Raw genomic sequence first — 15,508 nt, 5'->3', positions numbered from 1 at the left:
ACTTTTGTGTGTTTGTTTCGGGGCCCCCCGGGTCGGGGTGGGGGGTGTGGGCGCCGTGGGGGTGGGCCCCTCCCACCCCCCCCCCCCCCCCGGGGGGGGGGGGCCCCCCCCCCCCCCCCCCCCCTCCGCTCCATCCACCTTATCGATCCGTACGTTCCTGGCTAGCCATGGGGACGCCCGATCAGGACAATCTTGAAAACCGTCGTGGTGGCGACACCACCGTGGGGTCAAATCCCACCGCCTCTGCAGGATGAGCAGTGAGAACGGCCCCCGACCTGGTGACTTGGTCGGGGGCCATTCTCGTGCCCGTTGTTCTGTGGCTGCCCGTGAGTCCCCGTTGTTTCCCGTTCGATGGGGCATAACTGGGGCACGTCTGAGTTGATGAGTTCGCGGTCGGCGCGGTTCAGCTGGCGCCATCGTCGTCTAGTGCTTGTTGGGCGGACTTGCCGAACTTCTGGATCTCTTTTCCAAACTGGGACATGGCATCCCGAGTTCGTTGCCGGGCAGAGGCGATCTCATCTCTCACCTCCGGTTCTTCGGACAGATCTAGCTGGGAGAGCACGAAGACGAGCGAGCATCCGTTGATCACATCCCTGCCGACCTCCAGGACCGAAACAGCGGGATCCAGCACAGAACTAGGGCCCAGAAGCGAGACTTCAAGCCATGCGTCTCTTAGGGCCCGACCATGTGCCTCTGCTTCCTCGCAGAAGTCTTGATCGGGTCTGCGGAGTATGACGAAGCCCTCGGTCACCCCCCATGAACTGACTATGGGGGCGACGTGTTCATGCAAGGTGTCGGCTACTCGTATGAAGACCCTGTACGCGGTTTCCCGCGACTGCCGACGTTCCAGTTGGTGAGCAGACCTGGCGGCGATCTTCGCCTGCTGCTGTGAGGCCCATCCTGTGCTGGCGCCGGCCAGGGCCGTTCCGACCGCTCCTGCAACTGCTCCAAGTACTGCTGCTAAGCCTGCATCCATGAAGAGAAGTCTCCTCAACTACGAGGCTGGCAGAGCCTCGATGGCCCAATGAAGCGCCACCGTGCGGCCTGGAGCACCAGCTTGGAAGAGTGCGTATGCGGATCCGTGCTCACCTGGCGCGATGTTGACCTGCGCGAACGCAGGCGGCTCGCCGTTGTTCCCCGTAGCTCCCCGTTGGTCGCTGACCGTTCGGGCACGGAAGGGGCACAGCACCTCAGGCCGCGAAGTTCCTCTTGGCGCAGGCGTCGGTTTCGTCAGTCTCAAGATCCACGGTCACGGTAAGTGGCCAGACGAGTTCTCCAGAGCGCTTGCTCGGCTTCCCGGAGTAGGCGGATGGACAGCGCGCCCCTGGTCCGCCATGCTGCCCGGGCGATGATGCGCCAGTGCCGGCTGCATTGGGTGAGGGGTGGGAACTGATGGAGCAATCGCAGGCCGGGGCTATACCGCCGGAGCGCATCCGCTACCGGTTGACGCGCCTCCAACGCGTGCTGCCTGCGCTGCCCGGCATCGTTAGCCTCATGGCCCTACAGGTCCTGTTCTGGTTGGACGGGGACCCGTTTGATCCTGTACTGGTCGCAGTATTCACCTTGCCGCTCGTGATGCTGATCACTTTGCGGCCCTTCGGAGTCACTCTCACGCAGTCGGCGGCCATCGTGCACAACCTCCGCCGCCGGACCATCCCGTGGTCGAACGTCCAAGCCATCCGGATGGAGTCTTTCTTCGGAACCCGGACCGTCGTGATCTACGAAGCGGGCGGCCGCCGTACCCGTCTGCGGGCGCCGAACACCGGGTTCCTCAGCTGGGATCGCAGGTTCGAGGAGAAGTTCCACACCATCGGTAGATGGTGGCTGGACCACCGCGGCCCGTACTGGGCTCCTGTTCCGCCGCCAGGGGCACAGTGGGGTGGCCCACCGGCGTCCGACAGGAACCCTTACGCACCTCCCGCGTAGTCGGCAGTCGATCCCCGCACCCTCCGGGCGGCGGAGTCTCAATGACTGGGTCAAGCCACGTGGCGCCGTCCATAGGTTGGAACAGCACCTGTGCCGGACACAGACTTGAAGGTCTGGCCTCATCCTTATCAGGTCGATCACGGGGAGTCGGCAACGTCGGCGAACCGGCTGCTCTCCTTGGCTGATCGTCCGTTGCCATTCGGCGCTGGTCGGCGCTGGTCGGCGCTGGTCGGCGCTGTCCGCACCTGTTGGTGTCAGCCGTTGGTGTCAGCCGACCGATCCCCTCTTGACAGATCTGCTGTCAGTTCTTCTGGAAGTGGTGCGGCCAGTTTCCCACTTCGGTGTCTTCCCTGCGGCACGTTTCTGACTTGCGTCAACTCGGTTGCTGGTTGTCATCGTCTGTCAACGTCGGTTCGCCTCGGACGGCCTCAGGGCGGCCCGGAACGGAAGCTACGGCCGGGCATCGAGGCGGTGTTGCAACCTACCGTCGGGGCCAAAGACGTCCATCAGGTAGCCCTGCTTCAGGGAAAGCCCCTTCTCCCGCTGCATGAATCCCATGATCGACGCCTTGAGCTCGTCGAAAGGCACTTCATCGCGGTCGGGACTGCGCGTCCACACCGTCACCAGGGGGACCCCGCCAGGGCCGGAACTCTGCTGAATGCCGTACACATCACTCATCCCGCCGGAATCCCGGTATCGCGCGGCGAGTTGGGTTGCGGCATCAGGCGCGATGGTCGAGGTAGCCACCGGACCAGGGCTGTAACCACCAGTCGTGGAGGTGCTGTGCTCCGTGCAGCCGGACAGCAACGTTGCAGACCCAACGCATGCAAGCGCCCATCGGGTGATCTTCATCATCACGCGATTTTCGCCTAGCACCACCGGCCCGCGCTGGTGTTCGGTGGAACCTCTTCTCCGCGGGCTTCGCCCTCGACCGTGCTCACGAGGTCGGCGGAGCGGCTTTTGGGCTGGAGTTTCAATGACTGAGTCAAGGTCATGGGCCGCCCTCCACCAGTGAAGGCGGCGCTTCGTCTCGGAGATCGTTTGTGCCTCAGTTGACGAAAGTCGGCCACGATGGCGGGCACGCCGACCGATCAGGCGCGCGTGTGTCTCGCTGAGCCCCACCGGCCTCAACCACGCTGCCGGCTTTGTGGCGTCGAGCTGAGTCAAGCCGTCTGCGTGATGGGCGGGTTGGGAGTGAAGGCCCGGTCGTCGCGTAGGAGGGCCCACAGCCCACTGGTGCGGCGTCGTGCGAGGGCGATGACGGCCTGGACGTGTTTGCAGCCCTCGCCGCGTTTCTTGAGGTAGTACTCCCGGTTGGGGCCGTCGCGGATGATGCTGGTCTGCGCGGAGAGGTAGAAGACTCTGCGTAGGCGGCGGCTGTAGCGCTTGGGGCGGTGCAGGTTGCCGGTGCGGCGGCCGGAATCGCGTGGGACGGGGACCAGCCCGGCGGCTGAGGCCAGGTGGCCGGCGTCGGCGTAGGCGGTGAGGTCGCCCGCGGCGACGACGAACTCGGCTCCGAGGATGGGCCCATGCCGGGCAGGGACTCGATGATCTCGGCCTGTGGGTGGGTGCGGAAGGCGTCGTGGATCTGCCGGTCGATGCGCTTGAGCCGGTCGTCCAGGGCCAGGATCTGAGTAGCCAGGTCGGCGACGATCTGTGCAGCGGTGTCCTCGCCGGGCAGCACGGTGTGCTGGGCCCGGGCCGCTTCCACGGCCGTCGCGGCCACGCTGTCCGCGTCACGGACACCTCGATTGGCCAGCCAGGCTGTCAGGCGGGCTTGGCCGCGGCGGCGGATGGCAGCCGGGGTCTGGTAGCCCGTCAGCAACAAGAGGGCAGCCTTGCGGGCCGAGTAGTCGAAGGCCCGCTCCAGGGCAGGGAACATGCCGGTGAGCACGTCGCGTAGCCGGTTGATCATCCTTACCCGGTCGGTGACCATGTCGGTGCGGTGGGCGGTGAGTAATGCCAGGTCGGCGGCCAGCTGGGCGGGCACGTCGATGGTGGCGAAGTCCCGGCGGTGGCGCGCGGTCTCGGCGATGACGTAGGCGTCGCGGGCATCCGTCTTCGCCTCGCCTCGGTAGGCGCCCGCCATGCGGTTGACGGTGCGGCCGGGCACGTAGACGGCCTGCTGGCCGTGGGCTGCCAGCAGCGCCAGTAACAGTGCGGAGGACCTGCTGGAGATGTCCACCGCCCAGTGGAGACTCGCTGCACCCCACCGAGGCCCCGGGCAACTTGTCCGGGGCCTCTTGCATCTTGAGTCCTCCCTGCTGCGACGCTTCGAGCCGAGAGCGGACGAGGGGGACTCGTGGAGCTGAAGGTCACCCGCTGGTCGGTACGGACATGATCAGCGTTTGACGCGGTTGCGGACGGCGAGGACCGCGAAACCCAGAAGGACGGGCTCGGCTAGGCGGGAGGTCATCTCGATGTAGGTGCCGGCGGTGGTTAGGTCCTGGTCGGCGGAGCGGAAGACCACCGAGTTGAGCGTAACGTTCAGGGCCTTCTCGAAACGCTCGCCGGTGAAACGGTTCCCCGTGGGGTTGCGCGGTTCATCCTTGTCTATCTCGAATGTGATCGTGCCTCCGCCGGTGGGGACGGTGCCGGTCGCTTCCTGCTTCGGGGCGTCCTTGGGGAGGCCGAAGCTCATGAGGAGCACGATGGTGGCGAGCATGGCGGCGGCGAGCCAGATCAGGGCCCGGGATGCGCGCATACCGTAGCCGGACAGTGCCCAGTAAGCGGTCAGAAGGCTTCGCTCGCTTCGGGGGATGTCGTCGGCGTGGCGGCGCATCTCCATCTCCCCGTAATAGAAGTCGGCGGCCCCAGGTTCATGCTTGCCATCCTCGAACGCTTTGCGCAGCGCGCGGTACACCGGCGCCAGTTGCAACGGCCCGACGTGCTCGGCGCCGAACACTGCCACGTTCCAGCCCCGGACGGCCGATGGCTCGCTCGCGCGCCAGTGGTGTTCTTCGGCGAGGGTGCGGCGCTGGGTGAACCGTACGGGGCGCCAGCCCCGCCAATGCACCGCGGGCGGGACCGTGTCGAAGATGCAGGCGCCCTCCAGCCGCAGTTGGTCCAGGTGCACGGTTCCGGTGAACAGGCATCCCGATAGGTCTACGTCGGCGAGGACCAGGTGAGCTGCGTCCACCCCGCGCAACGAGGCCATTCGCACCGCGGCGTCGGGCGCATCGTCAAGAACCCGTTCGTCCACCGGCTGTCCGTCAGGGAGTACGAAGGGGGTGGCCGCCGCGGCGATCGTGAGGGGGTATTCGAAGACAGCGTGGGCGAAGTCCACTGTGGCGTAGCGCAGACGCAACTCGGCCGTTGATGTCCAGCGGGTTCGCAAGCACTCCAGCCGGCGCGCGGCGAACGAGAGGCTCGCAGGGCCGCTGAACGTCGCCTCGGAGAGCACAAACCGCCCGGCGCACACCAAAGGGCCGAGGGTGACCAACCGCTCGAAGGTCGCCTCATCGAACCTAGCGTCGCTCTCGAAAATTGCCGACCTGAAGCGGACGGCACCTTGAAATGTTGCGTACCCGAATGAGGCGTGACCCTCGAAGGTCACCTGCCCGAACTGGCCGGTTCCCTGGAAGGCAGCCCGCACAAAAGAGACGTCCTGGAAGCTCGCCGAGTCGAACTGGGCGAGGTGCTTGAAGGTCGCCGAGTCGAACTTGGTGATGCCCTGAAAGGTCGCCGAGTCGAACCACGCGAGGTCGTGGAAGGTCGCCGATCTGAACCCGGCGTAGCCCTGGAAGCTCGCCGAGTCGAAGTGGGCGTAGCCCTGGAAGTTCGCTGACTCGAAGCGAGCGAGGCCCAGGAAGGTCGCCGAGTCGAACCACGCAAGGCCCTGGAAGGTCGCCGAGTCGAACCACGCGTGGCCCTCGAAGATCGCCCTTACGAAGTGGGCGTCGTCTTGGAAGGTCGCTGAGTCGAACCGGGCTTCGCCGATGCGGGGGTGTCCGGTGGTGGGATCGAGGAGGGCCTCGAGGAGGGCATCAAGAAGGGGTTCGGTGAAGGAGGTACCGCGATGGTCGATGTCGGCGCCGGGTATCAGGCCGTCCAGGTAGGCGTCGCGGTCGGCGTCGGCCAGATGGGCGAGGCATGAGGTGTGACCAGGGGCGTGAATCCCGCGGCAGCCGACAGTGTCCTCCGCGGTAGTGCCGTGGCCACAGTGCGGCCAGCCAGGCGGGGTCGAAGGCGGTTCAGGGCTCGGGTGTGGCATACCTGAAGGACGATCGAGCACGGTCGATGGTTGCCGCGCTCGCATCCGACACGGCCAGCACGGAAATCTTCGCTGCGGCACTGAAGGACGTATTGAAATGAGTCGTGCGCTACTGAAATCGTTCGCGCGTTTCGGCAAGCGTGTTCAGCATCAATACGAAGCACCACGACAAACGGGCTGTATGGGTCGACGATGACTCGGTGAAGGTCGATTACGGAAAGCCAGCGCCCAACGCGTGTAACTGGCTGTTTCAGGAAGAACTTCGGCATCGGCACACTGTCGAGTGGCATTGACGTCGTGAAACGGCCCTTCCGGCGTGGCTTGGTCATCGCAACACCCTCAGGGGCTGGTGTTGCAACGACCTGTTAGTGGGGCAGGGGTGTGACGGACGTGGGAGTGCAACTGTTCAGCCCGCGCCGTCAGACTCCGCGTTGCCGAGGCCGCTCATGAACTCCGCGACGACGGCCTGCTCATGACGGGGGTCAGGTGGCAGCTTGACCGGTCGGCCTCGGTCCGGTGAGCGCTCCGCCAGGGAGCGCCATGCAGCCTCCCGCGCCTGGGTTAGCTGCTCCAGCACCCGGTCGACAGCCCGGAACTCCTCATCGTGCAGCAGGTGGGCATCGTTGTCGGTGAGGAAGCTCAGCAGCGCTTCGAGGTAGTCGATGCTGGTCTCGCTGAGGTCCCCGGAGTCGGCGGCGAGTTCACGCAGTTTATCCAAGGCGCACTCCACCATGTCGTCCAGCAGCGTTCCCTCGGCGAACCATCCGATCGGCTCGCCAAGATACGCATACCAGTTGTTCACCTCGACCCAGCCGGCGGCCACACGCTCCGAGATCTGGCTGCTGACATGTTCGTCGACCAGGGCGCGGAACTCGGCGGAGACCTCCTGCGTAATCAGTCGGCTGCCGTCCAGCGAGTTCGCGAGCCGGAGCAGATCCTTCGTGTTCTCCGACCACCGCGGCAGTTCCAGGGCCCGTTGCGCCACGTAGTCCGCCAGTGACGAGGAGCCGATGGTCTCCGCGATATCGAGGGCCCACTCAAGGTGGTCCTCTCTGTTGTCATCCACGGTGTCTTCTGCCCCGAGTACCGCAGAGGTCAACGCCTGCTTGAGCTCCATCAGTTGTGCGAGAATGCCGCCGCCGTCTGCCAACCGCCCCGCATCCACGAGGCGTTCGACCTGCCGCATATCGCCGCAGGAGGCGAGCAGCGCGCCCAACTGCCCCCGGCCGGCGTTGAGGTGGAAGCGGATGTAGTCGGCAATCGACGGGTTATGGAAGGAGACAGCGCCTTCGTCGATGACGAGCATGGTTCCGTCGAGCACCTGGAGCGCGTGACGGAAGCGGCGGCCGTCCGCCTCTCGGTCCAATTCCTTGCGATACCAGGTCCAAGTCTCCTCCAGATCGACGAGTTCGACGGACTCGTACGTGAAGAGGATCTCTAGCAAGTGCACGGCTTCGTCGGTGAGTTCGTTCTCGACGATGCGTTCCCATATCCGCCGGGGATTGTCCAGGTTGGCGACCATGGCGGTGGCGACGTCCGGTTCGCGCTTCAGGTCGATGCGCAGAGTCTCCTCGATCAGGCGCGGGCTGAAGTTGCGGTGGCTAACCACGGGCAGCCAGGCGTCGCGAGCGGCGAACTGCCGTTTCTGTCGCGGTCCGAGAGCCGAGCGGTGGACGTGGTTGTAGAGGATCCGCCCGCGGGTCAGCAGGTCCAGGTCGGTGAGGCGAATGCCGGTGAGAGCGTCCCGTACATCTTCGGCGGCCAGCCGATCGTGCTTGCGGCGGGCCTCCTCCAGGATGTAGTCGCGGGTCGTCATGACCAAGGCCTTGTCGGGCGCGTCTCGTATCGCGCGCATCACGGAAAGCAGGCGCGTGTCCTCGTTCTTGCCGAACTGGGGCAGCAGCGTGGTCTGGCCCAGGAAGTCGTCGTAGAGGAAGAGTTGGGGCACGTCGTCGCGCCAGAGTTCTGTGACCTCGTCGATGTCCTGGCTGACCTCGTGCACCTCCCAGCCGTGGCCCATCCGCCAGGCGGCGAGCATGCGCGCGACCGTGGTCTTCCCGGCACCGGGGATGCCAGTCACGATGCACACGTGCTGCTCGTCGAGAAGCTGCCGGGCACGCGCGAAGCCCTCGTGCGGGACGAACGTCTGGGCCACCTTCGCCAGCTCGCGCCGCAGCCAGTCGGAGCGCAACAGCGGGCCCTTGCGTAGCAGCGCGCCAAGTGCCGCCGTACCGCTGAGCCAGAGCCGGAAGTGCCGCTCCACCAGCTGCGGTCGCTCCCGCAGGGCGGCCACGATGTCATCCACGCCGTGGATGTCCCCGGTGGACCGGATGTGAGGGGCGAAGGCGGCGCGCAGCTTCTCCTTGGCGTCGACGGTCAACCCGACGGTGGTGGCGAGAACATAGCGGTCCGGCTTTAGAGCGGCGACCTTGGGGACCTCCTCGTCGGTCAGGTGGGCCAGGAGTTTCGCGCGGCCGCTGCGGTACCAATGCTTGCACTGGACAATCGTGCAAGGACCGCCTTCCGGGCCATGGCGCAGGTCGACGCCCCGGTCCGGGCCGCGAGGAAAGATCTCCAGCGGCACGCCCAGGAGCTCCGTGAACAGGTCCCGGCACACCTCCTCGAAGTCGTGGTCTGTCAGCCGCCCCAGCTCAAAGGAATCCATGCCGCCTTCGCCCGTGCATCCCGGTACCCCTCAGTCCTCCCGCGGGGCTCGATCGGACCCATTCTCCACGACGCGGCCTTAGCGTTGGCTGTTCCGTCCTTCAGCGGCAGGATCCCGGAGCTGGTGACTGTTCAAACGCCTACGCATCCGCTACGAGATACGCACCGACCTACACCACGGACTCCTCCGACTCGCCTGCGCCATCATCTGCTTGAGGCGGCTACGGAGCGCATTCTGAAACGATCAGTAAGAGCCGGCCGGAGGCCAAGCGAGTAGGCCGAGTGCCTGAGCGTTATTGCAGCTTCCCTGTACCGGTGGAGCCGGTGCCGGTCTTCGTCGGCGTGACTGATCTTAAGGTGGTCGCCACGCAGCTCAGCGTGCGCGTGTACCGGGAGCGTGAGGTGGGCATTGGCGTCGCTCTCAGGAGTGCTGACGGCCGAGCAGGTCGAGCAGGCCTACGGCGCCGCACGCCATCGCCAGGCTTGGAGTCAGGTCCCACGGCAGGCGAAATGACCTTGGTTCGTGTTGAGGTCTGTGGCGTGATGCCCAGAGCCTCGTCGTTTACCGGGCCTGTCAAAGAGGCCTGGTGGCCTGTTCGGAGGCGAGTAGCCGCTCGAGACTCCTGCGTTCGGTGTCGAGCACAGTGAGCATCCGCGTACGGGTGCGCTCGAAGTTGGGCTCGACCTCGACGCCGAGGTCATGGCGCAGGGTGACCCGCAGTAGATACACCCCGTCGGACAGGGCGCCACTGAACCAGTCTCTGGCCCGACTGTACGCGTCGACTCGGTTAGGGGCGCTCGGCAATTGCTTTACGACGGAGTACCCGACTCCGAGCGCCCTGTTGAGGGACGAGGCGATTTCGTGGACATCCTTCGGGAGTGCCATCTGTGCCAATGAGTATTGCTCTGCCCAGGCTTCCTTCGCGGCATCGAGGACTGCTGGTTCGACGCTTTCGCCGCGCTCGGCTGCTCGGACCGCGTCTCGGGCAGCGACCCGGTAAGCGCGAGCCGTGGTGTTCAGGCGGGCGTAGAGATCCCGTCTGGCTTCCTGCGCTCGGTCATGACGGTCCTCCGCTCGTTCACGATCCGCGCGCTGGTTCTGCTCCCGGGTGACGCGCTGGCTGAGCAGCGCTCCACCCAGAGTTCCGCCCAGCGTTCCTCCGACGCCGATGAGCGCAACTGCAAGCGTGGTCACGTCCACGAGATCCCCCACCTCGTCCGATTGGCTGTCCGCCGCCCCGCGGCGGTCGAAGACGGCGCGGCAGCACTCAGCAACGCTCAGGCTTCCCATCCTCGGCGCCATCCAATACCGGGATGACGATAACGAGGGGCGCAGCTGCTCGGCTTCGATGTGCGGCATCACCTGCGGGAATGTCTCAAGATCCCGTCCATGCCTCGTCCACAGACCCCGACATATGCCCGCTTTGGGCCGCACACGCCTGCACATACGCGAAGACCCCGGCCTCAGCGTTTCCGCTGGTGACGGGGTCTTTGGGCACCTAATCCAAGGTGCCCCCGGCAGGATTCGAACCTGCGCACACGGCTCCGGAGGCCGTCGCATGGTTACGGGTTTTCGCAGGTCACACGCCCTCTGCATCCAAGACCGTGGTCTGCGGTCCATGAATGGTCCACTGTGAGCGGCCGATGGTTGAGTCCTTGGGAGCCACGCCGAGAAGCCCGACCCACGACATGGATCGGGCTTCGGGCGCACAGGACACCATGGCAGCACTAGACGTAAGGGGTGCCCAACCTAGCGAACAAGTCCTTCACGTCATTACCCGATGTTGCCAGGGCCGCTTGTTCTCGCACCTGCCCGTCAAGCAGATTCAACCGGAGAAGCTTGCCGTCGGGGCCATCACCGACAGCATCCACACGGGCGAAATACTCGCCGTGCCGCTCTGCATACCGTGCGAGTCCGCGGAGCTTGTCTGCAGCATCTGGCAAGTGCGTACCATGAGGGTCGACGATCGATATTCGCGCTACGCCATCAGAGTCCTGATGGAAGATGACGAAGTCTGGATGAAGAGCTCGCATTCCACCCGCGGCCGTCTCGTACGGAATCCTCAACGCACGGCGTCCACCCGTGGGATTCCGATACCAGCCAAGTACATCGTCGTCATCCAACTCAACTCGCAGTACCTCGGACTCCCAGCCGTTGAACGCTTGGGGAAACAGTTGCTCGTCGTTGACGTACAGATGTGAACCCCAAAGTTCGGCATCGTCTGCACTCTTCTCAACGACCTCTTCGGGCATGATCAGACGGGTTTCCTCCGCCCCGGTGGACTGGTCCCGAAGCTCCTCGTACGCAGCTCGGCGTCCTGCGGACAGCTTCTCAACCCTGCGCCGGCACCGGCCATCCAGCTGTCGGTAGAATTCGGCAGCGGCGGATTCCACTTCTGCCAAGACACCCTCAGCCTGGGTCAACGCGAGGAGTTCCACCTTGGCGTCCAGTGGGTCCGCACCTTGCCCGTTGCACCTATGCGCTAGATAGTCCTCCGCTAGGTTATCGGGCCACTTTCTCGATGCCTTTCTGTAGGCCGTATGAACGTCCTTGGGGGCGAGTTGGACGCTCTCGCCATCGCTTTGATGGGACAGCCCTGAACGAAGATCATGCCGCAGCGTGGCCATCTGGCGCGTAGCAGCCCGCTGCACCAGCGCGTCCCACTGACCACCTGCTTTCAAGCCCGCCACTCGGCCAAGCATCACGCCTAGAAGGTGTCCGGTGGCTTCTTCTTGAGCCTTTTTGTCGATGCGATCGCTGGCCAGCTGTGCCGCCAAGGCTCGAAGCCGTGCCACGTGCGACCGCTGAATGGAGGAGGGGCGAGTATAGGTGGGCAAGTCACCCAGGAGATCCCAAACTGAGTCAGGTACTTGCGGATTGCGTTCACATTCCACAAGCTCGGTTACTGCCTCGGTAGCACCAATTTCCTCGCCTTCCGCACCGCCATGGAACTTTTCGATGAGTCCGGCTACTTGGTCAGCATCGAAATACGGGAGGAAAACGCTCACCGTGTTCAGTGTCTCGTCATCTTCTACCCGGCGTGCAAGCGGTGTGCGGACCATCCGCCCGAGCAACTGAGCGATGTAGGTCGCGTCTTCAGCCCGCCTAAAGGACAACAGAACCTCTGCCCGAGGGCAGTCCCAACCGGTAGTAATGGCCTGCTTGCACAGAACTACTCTGACACGCCGGTCGTCCTGGATGCGGTGCGGCTCCACGTACCGGACTCCGACGCCGTCATTCAGATGAATGTGCCCGTGCGCCATCCCATACCAGTCGCCGAAGGTATGCACGATGTTCTCGGTGGTCAACTCGGGCCAGGCTTCGCGCAACTGCCCGACGATTTCACCGATCCAAGTCGCGTCGATCTTGTCGGGAACCTGCACGACGAGGATAGGGCTGACGTCCGGCTCGGCGTTACTGGTGGAATAGGCGGTCCATTTGTTGTCGAACTGACGAAGTTCTCGAACTGCGAGCCTCGTCAGAGCAGCGTCGACACCACCGCCAGCCTGTGGGTTATGGAGGACAATCAAGTCCTTTACCAGACCTGAGGCGCGAACTTCGCCGACATCGACCCGTACCTCCACTGTAGCGCGGGCCGGACTCGTCGCTGCCTGCATTGCCTGTTGCCACTTTTCGGGCGTGGCGGTGATGCCCCACACCAAAGGGGCTGCGGCGCGGTCGGCGTCACAATCACCATTGATGATCCGCGATATTACAGTTTTGCGATCGCGGCCGTTGCCTGCGTCACGGCCTCCAGTTCCTTTGTGTGCCTCGTCGACGATTACCAAGAGTCGGCCGCCAAGTGTACGGGCCGTGTTGGATATCGTGTCCCAAAGAGACCATGTGCGCCCGTCGCCGGTGCGGTTGAACAGGGTGTTGCGGCTTAGTTTTTGAATGTTGAGAAAATAAACGCGGCCGCTGGGTAGCACCTCCTCGTCGAAGGAAGCGTCCAATATAGTCAGCTGGTCGCCGAGTTGTAGATCCGAAGAAGAAGAGAACATCTTCTTTTGCGTCTGGATGTTCAACTGTGGATCGTCTGTGACCCACAGCACCACCGCCTGCTCGTCGGGAGCGCGGCCAGTCTCAGAATCGCCGTGCAGGAGTCGTTCGATCACTGCCGTGGCGATGACGGTCTTTCCAGCACCTGTAGGTGCTGTCAGCCCGACAGCCCAGTATCGGCCGTTATCCCGATGGCTTTCCCGAGCTTGGTCGAACCATTGCAGCAGCTCGCTGACAGCCTGCTCCTGATAGTTTTTCAGCGTGTATTTCACGCCGGGCCACCCCGCAGTTCGTCATCGAGATCCAACCTGATCTCGAAGTTTTTCAAGTAGTCCCGGTACAGCATCGACGGCTCTACCCCAGCTGGTAGATCAGCCACTATGCGTTCGTAAGTGGCCTGGGAGTTCGTTACTACGAAGACCTCTCGAACGGTTTCACTGGCCTGGACCGCTTCGAGGAAGTTCGACACTTCGGACGGCTCGAATAGAACGCCATAGCGGCTGCCCTCCGGTAGTGCCCACCCTTCAGGCGAAACATGGTCAACCCGCGGGCCTGTTGCGCCGGCCTTAAGCCACAGAAGGGGGCTTATCTTGCTGAAAGCCGCCCCCAGTGACACACGGTCGCGCTCCAGGTAGTCAAGACGGAAGAACTCCACATTGCCCGCTAGTCCGTCAGCCATTACGCTGCCATCCAGATAGGCCCCGGGTACAGGCTTTCCTTCCGAAGTGCGTCCTGTGATGACTGCTTCGATGCGCGGACGGGTGATGTTCTCGAAGATGCCTTGGGCCTCCCACTCGGGGTCACCGGGACCGAGTCCGGCTTTCCTCAGGGGCTCACCTTGTTCGGGTCCGACCTCGTTGTTTGTTACCAAAATGAACCGACGTTCACCGCCATCTTCCGCATTCAGCTTCGCCACCGCGTGGCCGGTGGTGCCTGAACCGGCGAAGAAGTCGAGGATAAGAGCATCCGGTTTGTCGCCGACAGCAACGCGTAGTGCGTCCTTAACTGCGTACAAACTCTTCGGATAGTCGAAGGAGCGGCCGGGAAGAAGCTTGCCTACCATTTGGCGGCCATGCGCGCCCGCGTTGTAATCGCTGAGGTTCCACACCGTTTTAGGGAAGCGCATTTTTCCTGATGCGTACTCTACCTGAACGGCACCTGTGGCGTCACGGCCAGTGACGACGATTTTGCCTACCTCAATATCCTGGACCAGTCCCTTGGAAAGGTAGTAGATCGACCAGCGACCGCCCTTATTGCCGCCGAGCCGAATGTACCCCTTGCTGAGATAGTTCAGAAAGGTGTCGCGCCCCAGGCGCCAAATGCTTTCTTGACCATTCGGCCTGATCGGCCATATGAGTTCGCAACCTTGGGGTGCTTGAACACTTTCGCGAGGCGCCTCCACGGCGAGGGGTTCACCGGCACCGACTATTTTCTGCTGCCAAGTGTCCAAATATAGCGGATAGAAAAGGTTGGGACGCTTTTCACGCTTCCAGGAACTGTCGCTACGCAGAAAGGACGGCCAGCGGACTTCCTCTTTGTCCTGCTCCTCTTTTTTCCCGAGAACATCATAGGGTAGCGGGTTGGGGCGTGCGGAGCCAATGAAAACGAAGAGTATGTATTCATCCACTCGATTGAACTCGCCTGGACGTGACGAGCCATTAGGCGTAATGACGGTAGTCACCATCTGCCGCAAGGTGTTCGGGAAGTGTTGCTCCAAAAGCAGTGAGAGGCGGTGCACTTCCTTTTCGTCGATTGTGACGATCAGCACCGAGGCTTCGGGGTTGAGCAGCTGTTTCGCTGCTTGGAGGCGGCGCTCCATGAAAGCGAGCCACTTGGAGTGGCGATGCGCGTCGTTATTGTCTACGTAATCGTTGTTGTACCGCCAGTCACGGGCCCCTGTGTTATAGGGCGGGTCGATGTAGATGCAGTCGACCTTCCCGCGGTGGGTGTAACGCAGCGCTTCGAGGGCGTGAAGATTCTCGGCGTTGATCACCGCGTGCCACAGGTCCTCCTCGGGCCCGTTTTTAGTACTGCCGAGAGATGTCAGCCCTGGATACAGTGGCTGACCATACGTCACAACAGTGACGAGATCAGCGAGATCTGCCACATGGTAGGAACTGCCGTCGTCGAGTTTGGCGCGGTCACCGTCGATGGTGACGACGTCATAGACGGTGCGGTCTTGTCCGGACCGGAACACCACCTGGCCGCCGCGCCGGATCTCAGCTCCGGGCAGCCGGACGTGCTCGGGCCGGTGCCGCTCGAAGACAAGTCCGAATGTTTTCGTGGAGCGGAGGTGCTCCAGCTCCTTGCGTATCTCCTCTGCCGTCTCAGTGTCGGGCAGTCTGGCCAGGAGATCATCGATGTAGGCCATACCTCGGTCCCGTCCCCCCCTCGTGAGCACCCAAGATGCGAGCACCTCCGAGCTGAACGGATGTGGCATATACCGCATCTGGCGGGTGATCAGATTAACCGATACCTCCATGTGTGTTGGAGGGGTCGGCGCATGGTGCCTGAAGGTGACCTGCTGTCAGCAGTGCGGCAGTCCCAGGCTGGCTGCTCAGCGCTTCACATCTCGCCTAACCCACCACTCAGCCCAGCTCCCATCCCGTCCGCCGTCGACCCACACACCGTGGAGCGGGCGTGGTTCCTGGCGTCCAGGTGGAGCGCGCCACTGTACGAACGACCTGGACGCCAGGGGCCGCGTC

At 63.6% G+C, this 15,508-nt stretch carries 8 protein-coding genes, 1 tRNA gene and 1 pseudogene; 1 reads left to right on the top strand and 9 read right to left on the bottom strand.

Annotation, left to right across the window (positions count from 1 at the left end):
- Window positions 1-403 precede the first annotated feature (403 nt).
- Entirely contained in the window at window positions 404-976 is a 573-nt protein-coding gene (locus ACF09J_RS35820; protein WP_392309636.1) for a hypothetical protein, read from the bottom strand.
- 416 nt (window positions 977-1,392) lie between these two features.
- On the opposite strand from ACF09J_RS35820, the gene ACF09J_RS35815 reads away from it, so the two are divergent.
- A complete protein-coding gene (locus ACF09J_RS35815; protein WP_392309635.1) occupies window positions 1,393-1,926 on the top strand; it encodes a hypothetical protein in 534 nt (177 codons plus the stop codon).
- 450 nt (window positions 1,927-2,376) lie between these two features.
- On the opposite strand, the gene ACF09J_RS35810 is transcribed toward ACF09J_RS35815, so the two are convergent.
- The 8 genes and pseudogenes from ACF09J_RS35810 to ACF09J_RS35775 form a co-directional block, all read right to left on the bottom strand.
- On the bottom strand, window positions 2,377-2,781 hold the full coding sequence (locus ACF09J_RS35810; RefSeq protein ID WP_392309634.1) for a hypothetical protein: 405 nt from the start codon (window positions 2,779-2,781) through the stop codon (window positions 2,377-2,379).
- Window positions 2,782-3,089: 308 nt separating this feature from the next.
- Window positions 3,090-4,132: pseudogene (locus tag ACF09J_RS35805) on the bottom strand (IS110 family transposase); the annotation flags it as partial.
- A gap of 135 nt (window positions 4,133-4,267) precedes the next feature.
- Window positions 4,268-6,160 (bottom strand): pentapeptide repeat-containing protein, encoded by a 1,893-nt coding sequence (locus ACF09J_RS35800; RefSeq protein ID WP_392309633.1) that lies wholly within the window; start codon window positions 6,158-6,160, stop codon window positions 4,268-4,270.
- Window positions 6,161-6,545: 385 nt separating this feature from the next.
- Window positions 6,546-8,804: a restriction endonuclease gene (locus tag ACF09J_RS35795; protein ID WP_392309632.1), complete on the bottom strand. Its 2,259-nt coding sequence runs from the start codon at window positions 8,802-8,804 to the stop codon at window positions 6,546-6,548.
- A 573-nt stretch (window positions 8,805-9,377) separates the two neighbouring features.
- The gene (locus ACF09J_RS35790; RefSeq protein ID WP_392309637.1) at window positions 9,378-10,163 is read right to left on the bottom strand and encodes a hypothetical protein; all 786 of its coding nucleotides are present in this window, start codon (window positions 10,161-10,163) and stop codon (window positions 9,378-9,380) included.
- Window positions 10,164-10,316: 153 nt separating this feature from the next.
- A tRNA-Arg gene (locus ACF09J_RS35785) sits at window positions 10,317-10,399 on the bottom strand.
- A gap of 132 nt (window positions 10,400-10,531) precedes the next feature.
- Window positions 10,532-13,075, bottom strand: a complete 2,544-nt coding sequence (locus tag ACF09J_RS35780; RefSeq protein WP_392309631.1) for a DEAD/DEAH box helicase — start codon at window positions 13,073-13,075, stop codon at window positions 10,532-10,534.
- Complete coding sequence (locus ACF09J_RS35775) at window positions 13,072-15,174, bottom strand: site-specific DNA-methyltransferase (RefSeq protein WP_392309630.1); 2,103 nt, start codon at window positions 15,172-15,174, stop codon at window positions 13,072-13,074. Before ACF09J_RS35775 ends, ACF09J_RS35780 begins: the two co-directional genes overlap by 4 nt.
- Between the last annotated feature and the right edge of the window lie 334 nt (window positions 15,175-15,508).

It is taken from the genome of Streptomyces sp. NPDC014889 (assembly GCF_043081205.1).
GTDB lineage: Bacteria > Actinomycetota > Actinomycetes > Streptomycetales > Streptomycetaceae > Streptomyces.
The sequence above is the reverse complement of the archived record's forward strand: the minus strand, read 5'-3'. Positions and strand labels throughout refer to the sequence as shown.

Coding starts and splice junctions, on each gene's coding strand:
- ACF09J_RS35820 (WP_392309636.1), bottom strand. CDS start 976: ATGGATGCAGGCTTAGCAGCAGTACTTGGAGCAGTTGCAGGAGCGGTC.
- ACF09J_RS35815 (WP_392309635.1), top strand. CDS start 1,393: ATGGAGCAATCGCAGGCCGGGGCTATACCGCCGGAGCGCATCCGCTAC.
- ACF09J_RS35810 (WP_392309634.1), bottom strand. CDS start 2,781: ATGATGAAGATCACCCGATGGGCGCTTGCATGCGTTGGGTCTGCAACG.
- ACF09J_RS35795 (WP_392309632.1), bottom strand. CDS start 8,804: ATGGATTCCTTTGAGCTGGGGCGGCTGACAGACCACGACTTCGAGGAG.
- ACF09J_RS35790 (WP_392309637.1), bottom strand. CDS start 10,163: ATGCCGCACATCGAAGCCGAGCAGCTGCGCCCCTCGTTATCGTCATCC.
- ACF09J_RS35775 (WP_392309630.1), bottom strand. CDS start 15,174: ATGGCCTACATCGATGATCTCCTGGCCAGACTGCCCGACACTGAGACG.